At 57.9% G+C, this 18,819-nt stretch carries 16 protein-coding genes and 1 pseudogene; 13 read left to right on the top strand and 4 right to left on the bottom strand.

The window, feature by feature from the left end:
• Positions 1–182 precede the first annotated feature (182 nt).
• Together A3AY_RS0126750 and A3AY_RS0126740 are read left to right on the top strand one after the other, a co-directional pair.
• On the top strand, positions 183–1,217 hold the full coding sequence (locus A3AY_RS0126750; RefSeq protein ID WP_018328752.1) for an IS110 family RNA-guided transposase: 1,035 nt from the start codon (positions 183–185) through the stop codon (positions 1,215–1,217).
• A gap of 664 nt (positions 1,218–1,881) precedes the next feature.
• Entirely contained in the window at positions 1,882–2,838 is a 957-nt protein-coding gene (locus A3AY_RS0126740) for a LysR family transcriptional regulator (RefSeq protein ID WP_018328750.1), read from the top strand.
• A 364-nt stretch (positions 2,839–3,202) separates the two neighbouring features.
• Here A3AY_RS0126740 and A3AY_RS0126735 read toward each other — a convergent pair whose 3' ends face one another.
• The 3 genes and pseudogenes from A3AY_RS0126735 to A3AY_RS36235 all read right to left on the bottom strand — a co-directional run.
• On the bottom strand, positions 3,203–4,138 hold the full coding sequence (locus tag A3AY_RS0126735; protein ID WP_018328749.1) for a LysR family transcriptional regulator: 936 nt from the start codon (positions 4,136–4,138) through the stop codon (positions 3,203–3,205).
• Between the two features lie 676 nt (positions 4,139–4,814).
• On the bottom strand, positions 4,815–5,111 hold the full coding sequence (locus tag A3AY_RS0126730) for a hypothetical protein (RefSeq protein WP_018328748.1): 297 nt from the start codon (positions 5,109–5,111) through the stop codon (positions 4,815–4,817).
• A gap of 68 nt (positions 5,112–5,179) precedes the next feature.
• Positions 5,180–6,094, bottom strand: a pseudogene (locus A3AY_RS36235) (IS110 family RNA-guided transposase); the annotation flags it as partial.
• Positions 6,095–6,130: 36 nt separating this feature from the next.
• On the opposite strand from A3AY_RS36235, the gene A3AY_RS36230 reads away from it, so the two are divergent.
• From A3AY_RS36230 to nodQ, 11 genes are all read left to right on the top strand, one after another.
• Positions 6,131–6,472, top strand: a complete 342-nt coding sequence (locus A3AY_RS36230) for a hypothetical protein (RefSeq protein WP_234913105.1) — start codon at positions 6,131–6,133, stop codon at positions 6,470–6,472.
• Between the two features lie 600 nt (positions 6,473–7,072).
• Positions 7,073–7,663, top strand: a complete 591-nt coding sequence (locus tag A3AY_RS0126715) for a NodA family N-acyltransferase (RefSeq protein ID WP_018328744.1) — start codon at positions 7,073–7,075, stop codon at positions 7,661–7,663.
• The gene (nodB, locus tag A3AY_RS0126710) at positions 7,660–8,319 is read left to right on the top strand and encodes a chitooligosaccharide deacetylase NodB (protein ID WP_018328743.1); all 660 of its coding nucleotides are present in this window, start codon (positions 7,660–7,662) and stop codon (positions 8,317–8,319) included. The genes A3AY_RS0126715 and nodB overlap by 4 nt, the downstream gene beginning before the upstream one ends.
• Positions 8,320–8,331: 12 nt before the next feature.
• Positions 8,332–9,687, top strand: a complete 1,356-nt coding sequence (nodC, locus tag A3AY_RS0126705; RefSeq protein ID WP_018328742.1) for a chitooligosaccharide synthase NodC — start codon at positions 8,332–8,334, stop codon at positions 9,685–9,687.
• A gap of 26 nt (positions 9,688–9,713) precedes the next feature.
• Positions 9,714–10,325, top strand: a complete 612-nt coding sequence (nodS, locus tag A3AY_RS0126700; protein WP_026203860.1) for a nodulation methyltransferase NodS — start codon at positions 9,714–9,716, stop codon at positions 10,323–10,325.
• A 30-nt stretch (positions 10,326–10,355) separates the two neighbouring features.
• Positions 10,356–12,065 (top strand): nodulation protein NodU, encoded by a 1,710-nt coding sequence (gene nodU, locus A3AY_RS0126695; protein WP_018328740.1) that lies wholly within the window; start codon positions 10,356–10,358, stop codon positions 12,063–12,065.
• 4 nt (positions 12,066–12,069) lie between these two features.
• On the top strand, positions 12,070–12,984 hold the full coding sequence (nodI, locus tag A3AY_RS0126690; protein ID WP_018328739.1) for a nodulation factor ABC transporter ATP-binding protein NodI: 915 nt from the start codon (positions 12,070–12,072) through the stop codon (positions 12,982–12,984).
• Between the two features lie 3 nt (positions 12,985–12,987).
• Positions 12,988–13,776 (top strand): ABC transporter permease, encoded by a 789-nt coding sequence (locus A3AY_RS0126685; RefSeq protein WP_018328738.1) that lies wholly within the window; start codon positions 12,988–12,990, stop codon positions 13,774–13,776.
• A 576-nt stretch (positions 13,777–14,352) separates the two neighbouring features.
• Positions 14,353–15,114, top strand: coding sequence for a sulfotransferase (locus tag A3AY_RS0126680; protein WP_018328737.1), 762 nt, complete (start codon positions 14,353–14,355; stop codon positions 15,112–15,114).
• Between the two features lie 7 nt (positions 15,115–15,121).
• Positions 15,122–16,021: a sulfate adenylyltransferase subunit CysD gene (cysD, locus tag A3AY_RS0126675; RefSeq protein WP_018328736.1), complete on the top strand. Its 900-nt coding sequence runs from the start codon at positions 15,122–15,124 to the stop codon at positions 16,019–16,021.
• Positions 16,021–17,910, top strand: coding sequence for a bifunctional sulfate adenylyltransferase/adenylyl-sulfate kinase NodQ (gene nodQ / locus A3AY_RS0126670; protein ID WP_018328735.1), 1,890 nt, complete (start codon positions 16,021–16,023; stop codon positions 17,908–17,910). The genes cysD and nodQ overlap by 1 nt, the downstream gene beginning before the upstream one ends.
• Before the next feature lie 279 nt (positions 17,911–18,189).
• On the opposite strand, the gene A3AY_RS0126665 is transcribed toward nodQ, so the two are convergent.
• Positions 18,190–18,819, bottom strand: a 630-nt coding sequence (locus A3AY_RS0126665; RefSeq protein WP_018328734.1) for a Mu transposase domain-containing protein, incomplete at its 5' end; no start/stop codon positions are given.

The raw sequence follows: 18,819 nt of genomic DNA, 5'->3' as shown, positions 1-18,819 counted from the left end.
CGCGGCGGGGGTGTAACTCCGGTCGGGCTACGCCCTCCCTTCGTCACACCCCCGCCGCCGAGTCTCATCCTGATTGACGCTGAGTCTCACCTTGATTGATGAGGTGGAACAGCCCGCTACGACAGCATCCAGGTGCTAAAACGTGGTCGTTGATCTCAACGCCACAAAGTAGGAGCCGTTCCGTGAAGCAGATTACCACCATCGGGTTAGATTTGGCCAAGCAGTTCTTTCAGGTTCATGCCGCCGACGCTGAGGGTACCCCTATCCTAAACCGCAAACTGCGCCGGGCCGAAGTGCTCAGGTTTTTCGAAAAGCAGCCAGCATGCCTGGTTGGGATCGAAGCCTGCGGCAGCGCGCATCATTGGGCGCGCGAAATTGGCGCGCTCGGTCACGAGGTGCGATTGATCCCACCAGCCTACGTCAAACCGTTCGTGAAGCGGGGGAAGACAGACGATGCTGAAGCGATTAGCGAGGCGGTGACACGCAAGACGATGCGTTTCGTTCCAGTGAAATCGGCTGAGCAGCAGGCGGCGGGGATGGTGTTGAAGACACGCGCCCTTCTCGTTCGTCAGCAAACTCAGGCGATCAACGCTCTGCGTGCGCACCTGTCGGATCTGGGAATAATCGCCGGCATCGGTACGACGAAGATTGTAGGCCTGATGGCAATCGTCCGTGATGAGACCGACAAACGTTTGCCCAAAGCAGCCCGCTTCGCTTTGACGACAATTGCCGACCAAATCGAGGCGCTGGCGCTGCAGATCAACAAACTGGAGCGAGAGCTTGTTGCCGAAGCGAAGCGTGATCAAGACATGCGACGGCTGACCACAATTCCCGGCGTCGGCGCGATCACGGCAGCTTCCATCAAAGCGCTCATTCCAGATCCCAGTGGATTTAAATCCGGTCGACATCTCGCCGCCTGGCTGGGATTGACGCCGAAACCACATTCGAGCGGCGGCAAGGAACGTCTGGTCGGGATATCAAAGATGGGCAATCCGGAGCTTCGCTCGCTGTTGGTGCTTGGGGCGACCGCGGTTCTGCGTTACGTGCGGGGCCATGCCAATGCGCCAAAATGGTTGGGCGACCTGCTGGGGCGACGCCCCTTCAAGGTTGCGGCCGTGGCTCTCGCCAATAAGATGGCGAGAATCATCTGGGCGCTGCTGACCAAGGGTGGTGTATATCGAGGGCTGGAGCGGGCAAAGGACGTTGCGAGCGCCTGAGCCCAATTGCGACAAGAACACACTAATCGGCGCGATAGCCGGCAGAGGCAAGGTGCATGAAAAGACGATGATTCCCCGGGGACGAAATCCCAAGGCGAGTGAGGTCGCGGCGACATGCGCTCAAAGCGCGTTTGATTGATTAACCCCTCGCCTTGCGGACTTCATCAAGGCCAGCGGTCATGCGCCGCACACAAAGGCCGGACATATGACCGCTACCAACCCCACGGCGAATATCGTCAGAAAATGCTCCTTGACACGCGGGCCGTTCCACATATGGCGCCCGGCATGCGGGAGGCGACAAATGCCGTGACGCCGCAGGCCGGATCTGGCCACCTTGCCGTCTTGCCCCAATCCAGCGAGGCAGAAGCAACCACCGCGTGTGCCCTGCTCCATCGCCACAAGCAGCCACGCGGGCCCATCTTGAATTGCGTCGTCATAGCGGTCAGGCTGGGTTTAAAGGAGCGCGATCGGTTGGCCATTGGACGGCACAGCATGCAGCGCCCGCGTTTGGCCGACACCGTGGAAAACATGCGCCCCAGAGACCATGTTCGTTGACCCCTCTTGTTTGCGCCGGCGGCTCGCCTTGATTTTGGACAATTTGTATTAATAACGAAGGGTGCTGACATTTGGATGGCATACATCCACGGATTGGATAGATGACGATATGCGTTTCAAAGGCCTGGACTTAAATCTCTTAGTTGCGCTAGACGCCTTGATGACCGAGCGCAACCTCACTGCGGCGGCCCGCCGTATCAACTTAAGCCAGCCGGCCATGAGCGCGGCCGTCGCCCGGTTGCGCACCTATTTCCGCGATGATCTCTTTACGATGAACGGCCGAGAACTCGTTCTATCTCCGCGTGCGGAAGGACTCGCCTCGGCGGTCCGAGAAGCTCTGCTGCAGATCCAACTATCTATCATTACATGGGAGCCTTTCAACCCGGCTCAATCGGACCGGTGCTTTAGGATCATCCTTTCCGACTACGTTACACTCGTATTCTTCGAGAAGATCATAGAGCGCGCAGCGCGGGAAGCTCCTGCTGTGAGCTTCGAGTTTCGGCCTCCTGCTGACGACAATGAGGACCTCCTCCGGCGCGGTGACGTTGATCTACTGATTCTGCCGGAAATATTCATGTCGGATGCCTTCCCCAGATCGAGACTGTTCGACGATGTCCACGTGTGTGTGGGCTGTGGCTCGAACAAGCAGCTGTCAGAGCCGCTAACATTCGACAGATACATGTCGATGGGACACGTCGTCGTCGGGTTCGGCGATACCCTGAGGCTAGGCATCGAGGAACGATATCTGCTCGGGCACAGTTGCAAGAGACGGATCGACGTCGTCGTACACGGCTACAGTTTGATTCCGCCTATGCTTTCGGAAACCGAGCGGATAGGAACCATCCCCCTGCGGCTGGCGCAGCATTTCGCAAAAACAATACCGTTGCAGATCGTTGAGCTTCCGCTGCCACAACACCTGCCGTTCACCGAGGCCGTTCAATGGCCTGCGCTTCACAATAGTGATCCGGCGAGCCTCTGGATCCGTGAGCTGTTGGTAGAGGAGGCGTCGCGCATGGTTTCGCCACACCTGCCAGACCCAAACGATTATTCTCCCGCTCGGGTCTGATTTGTAAACTTCATTGAGCGCCGCGGCTTGAAAAGGCGGCAGGCGCTTCGTCGACATTACCGTCCGGCTTGTCCATGCCGATTCTTCTACCGTTTAGCCGGTAAGCCGAGATCAATCGACCGCGTTGAACGCACGTCCGGAAACAAACGAGTAGCAGTCGCCCAATCATCAGGGGATCTCCGGACGCGGACTCCACATGAGATGGTACCGATCAGCCGCCTGGGGCGTTTTCGGCACCCAGTCAGTCGCAAAAGATTGAAGGCTGAACCTATTGCCAATGAGCGAATGGCATCGGGGAGCGGTTTATACAGCCTGCACAAGTATTTCCGCCTGGTGGGCGGAGAGATGCCATTCCCGCGAACATTCACCGCCCCGCCCCGGCGTTACGCGGCGAAGCCATGCGTGACGCCTCGTCCAACAAGATCTCCCGCATCCACAGGCTCGCCGGATCACTATTGTGGAGTGCAGGCCACTGGACGGCCTCAGTGAAAGCAGGAAGTGGCAGAGGAAGCTCAACGATCTGTAGCGGAACTGTTTTTGCGAAATGCTGCGCGAGCCGCAACGGCATGGTCCCTATACGGTCAGTACCCGACACCATTGAAGGAATCATGCTGAAGCCCTGCACGACGACTTCAACACGTCTAGTGAAACCGTGCTCGAGCAAATACCATTCATCGATGGAAGGCCTCTGCGCATTTCCGAATTTGGGCGCAACATGGCCAATTGACATGTATCTCTTGAATGTTAGCGGCTCTGATAGCTGCTGGTTTGTACCGCAGCCTATGCAGACGAGTGTCTCGTCGAACAATCTCGCGCGAGCATGCGCGTTCGACATAAACAACTCCGGGAGAATGAGAAAATCAGCGTCGCCGCTTCGCAGAAGCTCCTCGAAATCGTCGGCAAGCGGGAGAAACTCGAAGCTGACCGCAGGAGCTTCCTGCGCCACTCGCTTCACGACCTTATCAAAAAAAGTAAGCGAGATAAAATCGGAAAGGATGATCCTAAAGCACCGATCAGATCGGAGAGCATTGAATGGCTCCCAGGAAATGATGGAGAGCTGGATGTGGAGGAGTGTCTCGCGGACTGCTGAGGCGAGCCCTTCCGCACGCGGCGTTGGGACGAGTACTCGGCGATTCATTGTAAACAACTCATCGCCGAAGTAGGCGCGCAACCGGGCGACGGCCGCGCTCATTGCCGGCTGACTTAAGTTGATGCTGCGGGCCGCCGCAGTGAGGTTACGCTTGGTCATCAGCGCGTCGAGCGCGACGAGGAGATTTAAGTCAAGGCCCTTGAAACGCATATTTTCCTTCATCCATGGCGTGGATGCATGAAGTACATCAGTTGATCGGAGTCAAGCATCGATAGCCCATTGGATGTCGTTCAGCGGACAGCAATTCTCCAGGGGGCATACATCAGAACGTTCCATTCTTGCAGACGCTAGTTCAGGCCAATATTCCCCCATGGTCGGTGACGCTTGTCGTCGTTCTGCAGTCCGGCGCTCGACGTGCGACTGGCCGTGAGGTGGCATAGTCAATCGAATGGGGCCGGAGCTATGACTTACGGCGACTGACCTTTGAATGCCGGTCAGGCTGTTGGCGCCCGAATGGGTCAACGTGCGGGTCCTTATCAATGGCACCGGAGATCGCCGACGTGCGCACCGCGCATGCAAGCTTCTGGCGACACACCTTTGAGAAGTCACCCTAGGGTCCAGGATCGCTGATCATGATGCTAGCGACATCGGGGGCGGCGTGTCGTGAAAACGGTCAGGGGTCGTCGTTCCCCCCGAGCCCTCAGCCCCGGCATCAGGGCTCAAATCTCCCGGCTCATCGGACGCAAACGACGTCACCTCCTCTGCGAACCGTTTGTGGATCGACAGTTAACCTTCCAGCCGCACCCGATCCTCGGGCCGCAGCAACAACTTCTTGTCCGTGTCCATGGTTCAAATCGAATGGTCGCCAGCTCTGTTAAATCCAAACTTAGGTGAGGACTGAGACGAGAACAGATAGCCAGATCAAGACGACTTCCAAAGCCAAAGCTCGCCGGGCGGCTGCTACCTTCTCCTCCCCGTCATCTGCAACGGGGGTTGTAACAATCCAGGGCACCGAGCCAAGCGCAGCGAATCCGACAAGCGCCAAAACCACAATGACTAGGTCGGCGCTACGCCAGCCGCCGGGCTCATACAAACCCCAGTAACCTAGAAATGCCATTCCCACTGCAAACATGGTGGCGGAGGCAGAGCAAAGTCCCGCAACAGCACCTGATGGCGCACGCATGTAACTTCCTTTCGTTGCGTCAATCCGAAGGCGATATTGACAATGGCGCAAATTGCCGTGGCCCATATGCGGGCGCGAAGGCCCCAGCTCTTCAGACTGCTCTCGTTGCTGGCACTGGTTCTCGTGAGGATCACCGTCGCCGCTTCATAAAGCAGTCAGCGCAGATGGTTGTCGCCTCTTCGTGAGATATGGCCGTCATAATCGACCTCGCCTGACTGATAACGCCGCGTTGTCAGCCCGAGCCAGGCGCCAACCGAGCGCGACGTTCGAAAATTGTCTGGATCTTCAATCGCGGCAACATAGGAAACGGCTGTGACGGCGCCGATCCCCGGGATCGTCATCAAAAGTTTCGTCGCCTGGCTCTCCCGCGCTGCTGCAACAAGCTGGCGATCAAGATCGGCCCCGCGCCTGCGTATGTCGCGCCACGCCTCAAGCAGAGGCAATATGATCCGTGCCAGGCCGTCATTCCCATCCAAGAGGTTCCTCACATTGCCATCGAATATCCGACCTGTTCCTTTGGGGACGATAAGACCGAAGGTCTTCATCAGGCCGCGGATCTGATTGCTGAGCTGGGTTGAGATGCTCAAAAGCTGGTTGCGAGCCGCCACCAGCGTGCGCGTCAACATGCTGTCGAACGCCTTTACCCGGACCGCCTTGTAGAAGCCGGCTTCGGCCAGCTGGGCCAAGCCATCCGCATCATTGGCGTCGGTCTTGTTGAGCGTCTCGTTCAAGACCTTTTGCGCGTGTCGCGCTTCAATGCAGATCGCCGGCACCCCCTCGGCCGTCAGCGCATGATAGAACCACGTCGACAGTGGCCCCGTCTCAAATACAACGCGCTTGGCGTGCGGGGCATGCTTGCGGACCAGCTGCGCCAAAAGCTTTGGGTCCGAAGGGCACTTGCCCCGCCATATCCGCTTACCCTCCTGTCGGATCGAGATCGCGGTATCTTTCAATGAAATGTCGAGTCCGATATATTGGTTCATGGTTGCCTCCAATGATGTTTGGGCCCGGTGCCAATCGTGAGCCCGTATTTCCATCTTATCGGGGGCAACCACCTCGCCAGCCGTCATTTTATTACCTGGCCTGGGACGATCGCGCCGCGATTACCCCATGTTTTGGATGCAACTCCGGAAGAGATCATCGCGCCGGCGGCACCCCATCTTTGGGGCGATACTGAAACCAAAGCGGTGTTGCTGTTGGCTACCATAGTGAAGTTGCGGACTTTCGATGAGGAGGTTTTACAGGATGTTTTCAGCTTACTAAGCCGCATCGAAGAGATCTGCAGCGATGGCGGCAATGCTGCGGCGAAAAGAGCGTCTACACGCCCCACTGCAGTCGATGGCGAACAGGACCCAGATTGACAGCGTCAAGAAATAAGGCAGCCTTAGGTCCTTTATGCAGTTTTTGTCAGGAAATCATGAAACGCTCGCGTCGTTGCGGGCGCCGAGGCGAGCCTTGCGCACGCAGCGTAGGGACAGGTTCTCCAGCATTCACTTCGACTGCTCATCGCCGACATAGGCGCTTAAGTGGGGGAAGCCACGTATGCGACCGACCGGCCCCAAAATCACGCTCCGCCCGCAGTGGCATTTCGCGCGGTCATCTGCGCGTCGAGCGCATGAGGAAGTTCAGGTCTATCCACAGCATGGATACATGCCATCCAAACAATCAATTTTACCAATCTCCCGTGATGATGCATTAGGAAAAATGTCGATAATCCGACAAGTTTGGTGGTTACCAGACAAGTAAGTCGACACAAATTACGAGTGGCTCAGGAAGGTCGGAAGTATTGAGCGAGTTTATCACTTCAGGCGCGAGCACTGTCGAAACGTGCGATCATCTCACTTGGCCAATATCGCGAACCCCAGTGTCGCTGTCTGGCATGCAGCGAACTGACAGCTGCTTCGGTCCCATAATGCGGTCTTCCGAAAAGCAGCAAGAAAAAAGAAGAAGGAGGGCTTTGCATGCGCTCTGAGGTGCGGTGGAAGCTGTGCTGGGAAAACGAGCTGGAACTCGCCGACCATGTCGAACTTGCCGAGTTCTTTCGCAAAACCTACGGGCCGACTGGAGTCTTCAATGCAAAGCCGTTCAGCGGGAGCCAAAGCTGGGCCGGAGCAAGGCCTGAGCTTCGGGCAATCGGCTATGACTCAAGTGGCGTGGCGGCTCATATGGGATTGCTGCGCCGTTTCATCAAGGTTGACGGAGTAGACCTGCTGGTGGCTGAACTAGGCTTATATGGGGTGCGTCCGAATCTTGAGGGGCTCGGAATCTCCCATTCAATCCACGCCTTGTCTCCGACACTGCAGGAGCTTCAAGTTCCATTCGCTTTCGGTACCGTTCGGCCAGAGCTGCGGAAACATGTTGAAAGGTTCGGCAGACACGGGCCGGTGACTGTTCTGTCGGGAATTAGCGTAAGGTCGACACTTCCACATGCGCGTGTCGATCTGCCGCCCACACGCGTCGAGGATCCACTGGTCATCGTTCTGCCGGTTGGACGTTCAATGTCCGATTGGCCCACCGGTGCGATAATAGATCGGAACGGGCCGGAGCTATGACACAACTCGATTGCTTGTCCGAAGTGCCCAGCGAGTGCGCTGATGGCTCCGGCCAGCGCAGCGTTTATTTAACGTTTGACGACGGTCCTCATCCAATTTTTACACCTGAAGTTCTTGACGTGTTGGCCCAACACCAGGTGCCGGCGACTTTCTTCGTCATTGGCGAGTACGCGGCAGATCAGCCAAAACTGATCCAACGAATGATCGCGGAAGGGCACGAGGTCGCTAACCACACGATGACGCATCCGGACCTGTCCATATGCGAACCAAGCGAAGTACAAAGTCAAATACTCGAGGCGGACAGAGCGATCAAAAGCGCGTCCCGACAAGCCTCGGTGCGGTACATCCGCGCACCGTATGGGATCTGGACCGAAGAAGTCCTCATTACGGTGGCGAGCGCTGGACTGACCGCCGTCCACTGGTCGGTAGATCCGCGCGACTGGTCTAACCCCGGGGTGGACGCCATCGTCAGTGCCGTGCTCGACTCCATCCGGCCGGGCGCAATTGTTCTCTTGCACGACGGGTGCCCTCCCAGCGAGTTGCAACCGGACAATGACGCCAGTCTGCGCTACCAGACCGTCGCGGCGCTATCTCGCATTATTCCAGCTTTGCATGACCGCGGATTTGTCATCAGCGCGCTTCCTCGAGATTATTGAAGGCGATATTCCATGAATCTGCTTGATACAACGAGCGCGGTCGCCATCTCGCTCTATGCGCTGCTCTCGACTGCTTATAAAAGCATGCAGGTCGTTTACGCTGTGCCGGCAAACAACTCATCAGCGTCGGAGGGCTTGGTCAGCTCCGGCCAGCTGCCGAGTGTCGATGTCATCGTCCCCTGTTTCAACGAAGACCCGCACACGCTTTCGGAGTGTCTGGCTTCCATTACAAACCAGGAATACGCCGGGGACGTCAAAATCTATGTGATTGATGACGGTTCCAGAAATCGGGAAGCCGTAAAATCTGTACATGTCAGCTTCGCGCGCAATCCCAGGGTCAATATCATTCTGCTTCCCCAGAACGTTGGTAAGCGCAAGGCTCAGATTGCCGCGATACGCCGCTCCTCCGGAGATTTGGTGCTGAACGTCGACTCAGACACGATACTTGCCCCCGACGTCATCGCAAAGCTTGTGCCGAAGATGCAAGATCCAATGGTCGGCGCGGCCATGGGGCAATTGACGGCCAGCAATCGGAGCGACACCTGGTTGACCCGGTTGATCGATATGGAGTACTGGCTGGCATGCAACGAGGAACGTGCGGCACAGGCTCACTTCGGGGCCGTTATGTGCTGCTGCGGCCCATGTGCCATGTATCGCAGGTCCGCGCTGCTTTCGCTGCTCGATCAGTACGAGTCGCAATTTTTTCGGGGCAAGCCAAGCGACTTCGGCGAGGATCGCCATCTCACCATCCTTATGCTGAAGGCAGGATTTCGGACCGAGTACGTTCCAGGCGCTATCGCAGCTACTGTCGTTCCGGACAAACTAGGACCGTATCTGCGCCAACAACTTCGCTGGGCACGCAGCACCTTCCGGGACACGTTGCTTGGGCTGCGCCTACTGCCCAGCCTGGATCGCTATCTCACACTGGACGTAGTCGGACAGAATCTTGGCCCGCTACTTCTTGCGCTGTCGGTGCTGACAGGGCTCGCAGAGCTGGCACTGACAGCCACCGTGCCTTGGTGGACAGTCCTGATGATCGTGTCCATGACGTTTATACGCTGTACCGTGGTGGCTTTTCGCGCTCGTCAGCTTCGGTTTCTGGGTTTTTCGCTGCACACATTCATCAATATTTTTCTCCTATTGCCCCTGAAAGCCTACGCGCTGTGCACATTGAGCAACAGCGATTGGCTGTCTCGCAGCTTTACTCCCGACGCATCAAACAAGGGTGGAAAGCAGGTCCCCACCCAACCGATGGCTGAATCAAACATTGCCGAGTACTCGACCCGGTCGGCTCCGCTTCGCAGGTTCAATCTCGCGCGCGATTCCACAAGGCCCATGACATCTGACGTCGTTTGCAGCGACGAGTGACAGTTAATCTAGCCAGGTGGACGAGTTTGACCCAGAACACAAACCATGAATTATTGAGTCGGGAACTGGCCGCAGACGATCCGTGGCGACTCGCCGGCAATCCGTTCGAGCGGGAACGTCACACGCAAATGCTTCGATTGTCTCTTGGTCGAGGCTCTATCACAAATGCACTCGAAGTAGGGTGCGCTGCGGGCGTATTCACAGAACGACTAGCTCCCTCCTGCCAACGGCTCACAGTAATCGATGTGGTGCCGCGAGCAATAGAGCTGGCTCGTCGACGGATGAAGGAGCCGCCGCACATCCGCTGGATTGTCTCCGATATTCAACAGTTCTCGACTGAGGAGCCGTTTGATCTGATCGTGGTGGCCGAGGTGCTCTACTATGTCGGAGACATAGCCGAAATGCGCGCGGCCGTCGGCAACATAGTACAGCTGCTTGCGCCAGGCGGCCACCTGGTCTTCGGCTCCGCACGCGATGCTAATTGCCGGCGCTGGGGTCACGTTGCCGGTGCCGAGACGGTCATCGCTATGCTGAGCGAAACCTTGGTCGAGGTAGAGCGTCATGAGTGCCGGGGTGAATCGATCAACGAAGACTGTCTGCTCTCGCTTTTCCGGAATCCAGTTTCCGATACCCCATGAACCGAATTGTCGACTAGACATGGAGACGTTATGCGCATCTGTGGTATCAAGCTGACCCATGACGGGGCTGTCGCCCTTATCGAAGATGGGCGTCTCGTCTTCTGCGTGGAGCAGGAAAAGCGGAACAACAATCCGCGATATCAAACAATCGACAATCTCGACGCTGTTGTCACCGCTTTGGCCGAACACGGTCTGAATGCGTGCGATGTTGATCAGTTTGTTATCGACGGCTGGGACGGTGAGGACGAGTCGCAGTTCCAGGTCCTCAGCGGCGTGGTTCCCCTAACACTCAAGGGGGCGCCTTATGTCGAGCGCCATGCCGAGGGCCTTCTCGATTGCCTCGACGGCTCCGGCTTGGTGCTTGATGCCCGGATCTTTTCGTACAAAAGCTATCCCCATGTGACGGGCCATGTGGCCTCCGCATACTGCACCAGCCCCTTTGCGAAGGCTGGACAACCCGCGTTCTGCTTGGTGTGGGATGGCTGCATCTTTCCGCGCCTCTATTATGTGGATGGCGGGGGCGCCCGCTTCCTCGAATGCCTGTTCCCAGTGATCGGCCAAGCCTACGCTGCCGCCGGCCATTATTTCGGACCTTATAAGCGGGCGAGCCGCGCTGGCTGGGATCTAGGTATTGCCGGCAAGCTGATGGCTTACATAGCCCTGGGGTCGGTTGATGAAGGCATCGTCGACGTGTTCCAGGGGCTCTACGATGAGCATTTTGCCGGCAACACCGAGGCTGCCCATCGTTACCGCGCGGATATCAACAGTGCAGAGGCGACGCTTGCGGCTGTGCACGATTTTTTCGATGCCAGCGTCTTCCGATTGGCGGCAAAGGCGCCTGAAGATGTGCTTGCATCGTTTCATCTCTTTCTCGAGCGTCTCCTCGTCCGCGAGATGACAACCGTCTTGAAGCGTTATGCGTATCCGGGACAGCAAAATTTGTGTATAGTGGGCGGTTGCGGCCTCAATATCAAATGGAACAGCGCACTGCGGGGGGCGGGCCTATTCGATTCCGTCTGGGTGCCGCCTTTCCCGAATGACAGCGGTTCGGCAATCGGTGCCGCTTGCAGCGCAATGGTGGCGCAGCAAGGCTTCGTCCCTCTGGAATGGTCGGTCTACAGTGGCCCGGTGCTGCAAAGTGGCCATGTGCCGACCGGATGGGAGGCCACGCCGTGCAGTATGCGAGAACTCGCCAGTATTCTCGCCGGCAACAGGCCCGTGGTTTTCCTTTCCGGGCGCGCCGAGCTTGGACCACGAGCGTTGGGAGGCAGAAGCATTCTCGCATCCGCGACTTCGCCCGAAATGAAGGATTTTTTGAACGAAGTCAAACTTCGCGAACACTTCCGCCCCGTGGCGCCGATATGCCTGGAAGACCGAGCGCCGGAAATATTCAGCCCCGGAACGCCCGATCCATACATGCTGTTCGATCATCAGACGCGAATGGAATGGCAGGACAAAGTCCCCGCTGTTGTACATCTCGACGGATCTGCCCGGCTGCAGACGATATCCAGAAGCTCTCAACACAAAGTCGTCGAGCTGCTCATCGAATATGAAAAGCTCACTGGAATTCCGCTGCTTTGCAATACGAGCGCCAACTACCATGGATGTGGCTTTTTCCCGGATGCCGCTGCAGCCTGCGAGTGGGAACGCGTCGGACACGTATGGTGCGACGGCCAGCTGTTCACGAGAACTCAGATAACTGAGCAATCGCCAGACGCCGCAACGACTACGGTTAGATGATCATATGTCCACGGTAGCAATCGATCTCGCCGGGGTAAGCAAGACATATGAGGGCAAGGTAGTTGTCGACGGGCTGTCGTTCCGCGTTGCGGCTGGTGAATGCTTCGGCCTGCTGGGGCCGAACGGGGCGGGCAAAAGCACGATCGCACGTATGGTCCTCGGCATGACATCGCCTGATGCAGGGGAGATTACGGTGCTCGGCGTGCCGGTGCCTGCTCGAGCTCGCTTGGCTCGCGCACGCATCGGCGTGGTCCCGCAGTTCGACAACCTCGATCTTGAGTTCACTGTGCGCGAAAATCTACTGGTGTTCGGGCGCTACTTCGGCATGAGCACGCGCGAGGTCGAAGCGATTATACCGTCGCTACTCGAGTTCGCCCGCCTCGAGAGTAAGGCGCATGCGCGGGTCTCGGAACTGTCCGGCGGCATGAAGCGGCGCCTGACGCTGGCGCGTGCGCTGATCAACGATCCGCAGCTGCTTGTCATGGACGAGCCGACCACCGGTCTTGATCCGCACGCGCGCCACCTGATTTGGGAGCGCCTGCGCTCGCTTTTGGCGCGCGGCAAGACGATTATCTTGACGACCCACTTCATGGAAGAGGCCGAGCGGTTGTGCGATCGGCTGTGCGTGCTCGAAAAAGGCCGCAAGATAGCCGAAGGCCATCCTCATGCGCTGATCGAGGAGCAGATCGGGTGCCAAGTCATCGAGATCTATGGCGGCAATCCGCATGAACTGCATTCGCTCATCAGTCCGTATGCGCAGCGCATCGAGGTGAGCGGCGAAACTCTCTTTTGTTATGCACCCGATCCGGAACAGGTGCGCCTGCAACTGCGCGGGCATGCGGGATTGCGCCTTCTGCAGCGTCCGCCAAATCTGGAGGATGTTTTTTTGCGGCTGACCGGGCGCGAAATGGAGAAATGAACGATGCGTGAACTGTGTGCTGCGGCCCTGCCCGCCAACGCCTGGAATTGGATTGCGGTCTGGCGCCGCAACTATCTGGCGTGGAAAAAGGTTGCGCTCGCGTCCATTCTCGGTAATCTTGCCGATCCTATGATCTACCTGTTTGGTCTCGGCTTTGGCCTCGGGGTGGTTGTAGGTCGTATTGACGGCACCTCGTATGTGGCATTTTTGGCGGGCGGCATGGTCGCGACAAGCGCAATGACCGCCGCGACATTCGAGACGATTTACGCGGCTTTTGCTCGTATGCACGCTCAGCGCACATGGGAAGCAATCCTCTACACGCAGCTTACGCTTGGCGATATCGTTCTCGGCGAATTGGCGTGGGCAGCCACAAAGGCCTTTCTCGCCGGCACGGGAATTACAGTTGTTGCCACACTGCTGGGCTATGCGGCGTGGCCGTCCGTCCTCTACGCGCTGCCAGTCATCGCGCTTACTGGATTAGCCTTCGCTAGCCTGGCAATGGTCATCACTGCGCTTGCTCCCAGCTACGACTATTTCGTTTTTTACCAAACGCTCGTCCTCACGCCCATGTTGTTCCTGTGCGGCGCCGTATTTCCGGTTGCCCAATTGCCCAACGTTTTTCAGCAGGCAGCACATTTCCTGCCGCTGGCACATGCAATCGACCTCATTCGTCCGGCGTTGCTTAGCCGTCCGGCCGGTAACATGGGCCTCCATATCGGTGCGCTCTGCATCTACGCGGTACTGCCCTTCTTCCTGTCGGCAGCTCTGTTTCGCCGGCGTCTGATGCCTTGACGTCGCCCATACAAGAAGGAGACGCGCGATGCAGTCTCGGGAACCAGGCCTCAGCGGCCTCAACATAAGCATACGGGGCCTGGGCACCCAAAGAGCACACCACGGAAGCCGGGCTCTCGCAATTGGGCGCAGCCCTGGAGGCGAGCATGAATTTTGTTGATGCCGCCGAGATGTGCGCTGTGCCATCCCGCGTCGATACACATCGACTCGAGGAGCTTTATATCGGGAGCTGGTTTCCGGAGGATGGCATCGGTCTGATGGACAGCTTGTTCGTGAGAAGCCCCGCGTTTCGGCGGGGGCAGGCGCCACCGTCGTGCAGCAACTGCAGCACAGCATCGCAAGCGTGCAGGGAAGTCCTGCATGGAAGCGATCGATCTAGCCGCGCATGGAACGCGTCGCCATGAACCGGGTGCTGGCCTCCTCATGCAAAATGACGCCGCCCCTTGATCCGTGACCTTTATTTGAAAATTGCCGGAAGAAAGCCGCGCGTTATGAACTCGCGCCGCTCTGCGCGGCCAGAGAATTCTAGTGCTGGCCCCGCACACACCTTCGCGAACAATGTTGAGGACACAAGCAATGACCCATTCCGCACTGTCACCTGAACCATTTGTGATCCTTGGGATGCCAAGGACTGGAACGCACTATCTCGAAGCTTTGCTAAATGAGCATCCGAACGTGTTGAGCAACGGCGAGTTACTTAACACGTATGATACAAATTGGCCCGATAAGGATCGTCTGTTACGGAGCGATCGTGAGCTCCTCGAACTCGCCTATTTGCGCTTCCCGAGGCGTAGCGACAAGAAGGTGACGCATGTCGGGTGCAAGATCAACGAGCCTCAGTTTATAGAACGCCCGGGCTTTTTTGACGAGCTCGCCCACTGGCCAGGGCTCAAGGTCATTTTCTTGTACCGGCGGAATACATTGGAGTCCCTGCGGTCGCTGGAGCAGGCAAGGCAAAGCCGCCAATGGCTAAAGTTCACTTCGGATGACGATGCGGCACCGCCGCCACGGGTAAAATTGCCTATCGCCTCCTGCGAGGCCTACTTCAATGCCGCCGACGATTTCCACGTTCGGGTCGAGCAATCATTCGCTTCGGCCAGCTTAGTCGAGATCGAATATGAGAGGCTCCTTAGTGAACCGGCCGCATGCTTGGAAACAATTTGGGATTTTCTGGGCGCTCCATCGCTTCAGCATTCTAGCCGCGCGATCCTTCAGCGCCAGGAATGGCGGCCGCTGGACGAAACGGTAGAGAATTTCGACGCGTTGCGACGTCACTTTGCAGACGGACCTTATGCGAGATTCTTTGAGATTGATGACGAATTCGTCTCAAAGGGATAAACATCATATGTCTCATGGCAACCTCCAACGTCTTGAAGCGGAAGCAATTCATGTGCTTCGAGAAGTCGTTGCAACGTTTTCCGACCCGGTTATGCTTTATTCCATCGGCAAGGACTCGTCGGTCTTGCTGCATCTGGCGACGAAGGCGTTCTACCCGGCCAAACCACCTTTCCCCTTCCTGCACGTTGACACCAAATGGAAGTTCCGGGAAATGATCGAGTTTCGTGACCGGATAGCGCGCGAAGTAGGGTTCGACCTTCTGGTGCACGTCAATCAGGACGGGATCGATCAGGGAATCGGGCCTTTCACCCACGGGTCCAACGTCCACACCCATCTCATGAAGACAATTGCGCTCAGGCAGGCGCTGGAAAAATACGGTTTTGACGCAGCGCTCGCCGGAGCGAGGCGCGATGAGGAGAAGTCGCGGGCCAAGGAGCGCATCTTCTCGATGCGCAACGCACAGCATGGCTGGGATCCGAAGTATCAGCGGCCCGAGATGTGGAAGACCTATAACGCTCGCGTCGGGCCGGGCGAAACGATGCGGGTCTTCCCGCTTTCTAATTGGACCGAGTTCGACATTTGGCAATATATCCGGCGCGAGAACATTCCGATCGTACCGCTCTATTTCGCGGCACGCCGGCCGGTGGTGCGGCGCGGTGGCGTGCTTATCATGGTCGATGACGACCGAATGCCAGTTCAGCCTGGAGAAGAGATTACGGAGCGCCTGGTCCGTTTCCGCACGCTCGGCTGCTATCCGCTGACGGGCGCGATTGAATCCAACGCAGCCACGGTTCCGGACATCTTGCGGAAAATGCTGACGGTGCGCACGTCGGAACGGCAGAGTCGCCTGATCGATCTGGACGAAGCCGGGGCGATGGAGAAAAGAAAGCGGGAGGGGTACTTCTGATGTCGTATCTTCAAACGGTGCCGCCGCATGACATCGAGGCGCATCTTACCGAGCACGACAAAAAGTCGGTCCTGAGGTTCATCACGTGTGGTTCGGTCGACGACGGCAAGTCAACGCTGATCGGACGCTTGCTTTACGACGCAAAGCTGATCTTCGAGGATCAGTTGGCAAATCTCGGGCGCATCGGTGGGAGGGAGATCGACCTGGCCCTGCTTCTCGATGGGCTCGAGGCGGAGCGTGAACAGCGCATCACTATAGACGTCGCATACCGTTACTTCGCCACGTCGAAACGAAAGTTCGTTGTTGCCGACACTCCCGGCCATGAGGAGTATACGCGCAACATGGTGACCGGCGCTTCAACAGCCGACCTGGCTGTGATCTTGATAGACAGCCGCCAAGGGATCCTCCAGCAGACGCGGCGTCACTCCTATATTGCTTCGATGCTCGGCATCCGCCATGTCGTGCTGGCGGTCAACAAGCTCGACCTCGTCGACTTCCGACAATCGGTCTTCGACGAAATCGCCGTGGACTACATGCTCTTTGCAAAGACACTGGGCTTTGCCAGCATCCAACCCATCCCGATCTCGGCGCGGTTCGGCGACAACGTCATTTCTGCATCAAAGGACACACCCTGGTATACTGGGCCAGCACTTCTCGAATACCTCGAAACGGTGCAACTCGACCCACTCGTTGAGGAAAGGCCGTTCCGCTTTCCGGTTCAACTGGCGGTGCGGCCCAATGCGGATTTTCGCGGGTATGCCGGGCAGGTTGCTTCCGGCAGAATCTCTGTTGGGGATCCGGTCGTTGTTGCAAAGTCCGGGCAGCGTTCGTCAGTCAAGGCGATCGTCACGTTCGACGGGAGTTTGGCCGTCGCCGCTGAGGGCGAGGCCGTGACACTTGTCCTTACGGACGAGGTCGATGCTTCGCGCGGCAACATGCTGGCAGCACCAGCATCGAGACCGTTTGTGGCGGACCAGTTGCAGGCACATGTCATCTGGTTCGGCGCTAACCCCATGCTTCCCGGGCGAAGCTACATTCTGCGGACGGAAACGGACAGTGTTAGCGCAACGGTCACGGCGCTGAAGCACCAGGTCAATATTAACAGCTTCGCCCGAGAGGCCGCGAAATCCCTGCAGATGAATGAAGTCGGTGTCTGCAACATCTCGACCCAGGCGCCGATCGCCTTCGACGCCTACAAGGACAACAGGTCGACCGGTAATTTCATCCTGGTCGACCGGGCGACTAACGCAACGGTCGGCGCCGGCATGATCGACTTCCCGCTCCGGCGCGCCGACAATGTGCATTGGCAGGCAACCGACGTGAACAAAGGCGCGCGCGCGGCGACCAAGGGCCAGCGGCCCGGGGTCCTGTGGTTCACGGGCCTATCCGGATCGGGAAAATCAACGATTGCCAACGCGCTCGACCGTCTGCTGCACGCTCGCGGCAAACACACCTATGTGCTCGACGGGGACAATGTGCGCCACGGACTGAACCGGGACCTTGGCTTCACCGAAGCCGATCGCGTTGAGAATATCCGCCGGGTGGCAGAGGTTGCCAAGCTCATGGCTGACGCGGGCCTGATCGTTCTCGTTTCGTTGATTTCGCCGTTCCGCGACGAGAGGCGCATGGCGCGCGAATTGATGGAGGAGGACGAGTTCATCGAGATCTTCGTCGACACGCCGCTCGACGAGTGCGCGCGGCGTGATCCGAAAGGCCTCTACGAGAAGGCGTTTGCGGGCAAGATTGCGAACTTCACCGGCGTTTCGTCGCCTTATGAGAGGCCCGAGAGCCCTGAACTGCATCTTGAAACGGTTGGCCACGAGCCCGCGGCGCTGGCGCTTAAGATCGAACAGTTCCTGGACAGGCGAAGGGAGGGCAATGAGCTTTAACGTGAAGGCTTGAGGCGGCCATGGCGGTCCCGGGCTATCTAACGACGGGATGTTCATTGTCGCCCCCACCCGGGCGGCTCGAACGTCCGAAGCCCATATGGGCTTCAGCAGGAGACAGCCGATCGCGTCCTCATGGGTCGGCTAACTGAAACGGAGAAAAGCCCTTGCAGTTCGCCTCGCACATGACGAACATTTCTCACTCCAGCAGGCTTGCAAGGCACTGCATCACGTCACTCTTCGCTCTCTACACAGGTTCTCGAACTGATGAGCAACGTTCCATCAGCTTGCCCTCCTGAGGCTGTCATAGCGTGCGCAGTCGGCGACCGGTTCATGGGTCAGCCGCAGCGCATCCGGGGTTTGCAGGGTTGCGGCCGGAGCCGGATCACGGCTGCGGGCCAGAATGTTGATAATCACCGAGGCCGAGCAGACGCCGTGATCCAAAGCCTCCTGGCAGGCAGCATCGACAGCCGCCAGACCGTCGGTGGGAACACAGCCGAGGATGGTGACCATTTGCCGATCACCATCATGGACGCTCTTCAGCCGNCGGCGCACCTTCTCCATNGCNGCNGGNANNACCCANTCNCGGAACGGCGCACCNTTGCGCAAAGCNCCAGGTTTNCGAGCCAGAACAGGGACATAATGCCANGGATCNTAGANCGTCTCGCCACGGCCAAAGCAACGAGNATGCTCACCGACATTCACGCCATCCTGCCGGATCACGATCTTCTCGGCATAGGCATGAACCTCAACAGGGCGGCCGACAGCCGTTGAGAGGACAGAGTATTTGTTGTTGTCGAAGCGGACNGTGCAGGTCTTCGACACCGAGGCCGGGACACAGTGGAAACCATCGAACGGGCCGACGTAATGCACGAGGCTGCCGCGCTCCTCCTCGAACATCTGCCAGATCAT

Source organism: Rhizobium giardinii bv. giardinii H152 (assembly GCF_000379605.1).
GTDB classification, from domain to species: Bacteria; Pseudomonadota; Alphaproteobacteria; order Rhizobiales; family Rhizobiaceae; genus Pararhizobium; species Pararhizobium giardinii.
The sequence above is the reverse complement of the archived record's forward strand: the minus strand, read 5'-3'. Positions and strand labels throughout refer to the sequence as shown.

Bases quoted from the DNA above. Each gene is read 5' to 3' on its own strand.
- A3AY_RS0126740 (WP_018328750.1), top strand. From the start codon at position 1,882: ATGCGTTTCAAAGGCCTGGACTTAAATCTCTTAGTTGCGCTAGACGCC.
- A3AY_RS0126735 (WP_018328749.1), bottom strand. From the start codon at position 4,138: ATGCGTTTCAAGGGCCTTGACTTAAATCTCCTCGTCGCGCTCGACGCG.
- A3AY_RS0126730 (WP_018328748.1), bottom strand. From the start codon at position 5,111: ATGCGTGCGCCATCAGGTGCTGTTGCGGGACTTTGCTCTGCCTCCGCC.
- A3AY_RS0126715 (WP_018328744.1), top strand. From the start codon at position 7,073: ATGCGCTCTGAGGTGCGGTGGAAGCTGTGCTGGGAAAACGAGCTGGAA.
- nodB (WP_018328743.1), top strand. From the start codon at position 7,660: ATGACACAACTCGATTGCTTGTCCGAAGTGCCCAGCGAGTGCGCTGAT.
- nodC (WP_018328742.1), top strand. From the start codon at position 8,332: ATGAATCTGCTTGATACAACGAGCGCGGTCGCCATCTCGCTCTATGCG.
- nodU (WP_018328740.1), top strand. From the start codon at position 10,356: ATGCGCATCTGTGGTATCAAGCTGACCCATGACGGGGCTGTCGCCCTT.
- nodI (WP_018328739.1), top strand. From the start codon at position 12,070: ATGTCCACGGTAGCAATCGATCTCGCCGGGGTAAGCAAGACATATGAG.
- A3AY_RS0126685 (WP_018328738.1), top strand. From the start codon at position 12,988: ATGCGTGAACTGTGTGCTGCGGCCCTGCCCGCCAACGCCTGGAATTGG.
- A3AY_RS0126680 (WP_018328737.1), top strand. From the start codon at position 14,353: ATGACCCATTCCGCACTGTCACCTGAACCATTTGTGATCCTTGGGATG.
- cysD (WP_018328736.1), top strand. From the start codon at position 15,122: ATGTCTCATGGCAACCTCCAACGTCTTGAAGCGGAAGCAATTCATGTG.
- nodQ (WP_018328735.1), top strand. From the start codon at position 16,021: ATGTCGTATCTTCAAACGGTGCCGCCGCATGACATCGAGGCGCATCTT.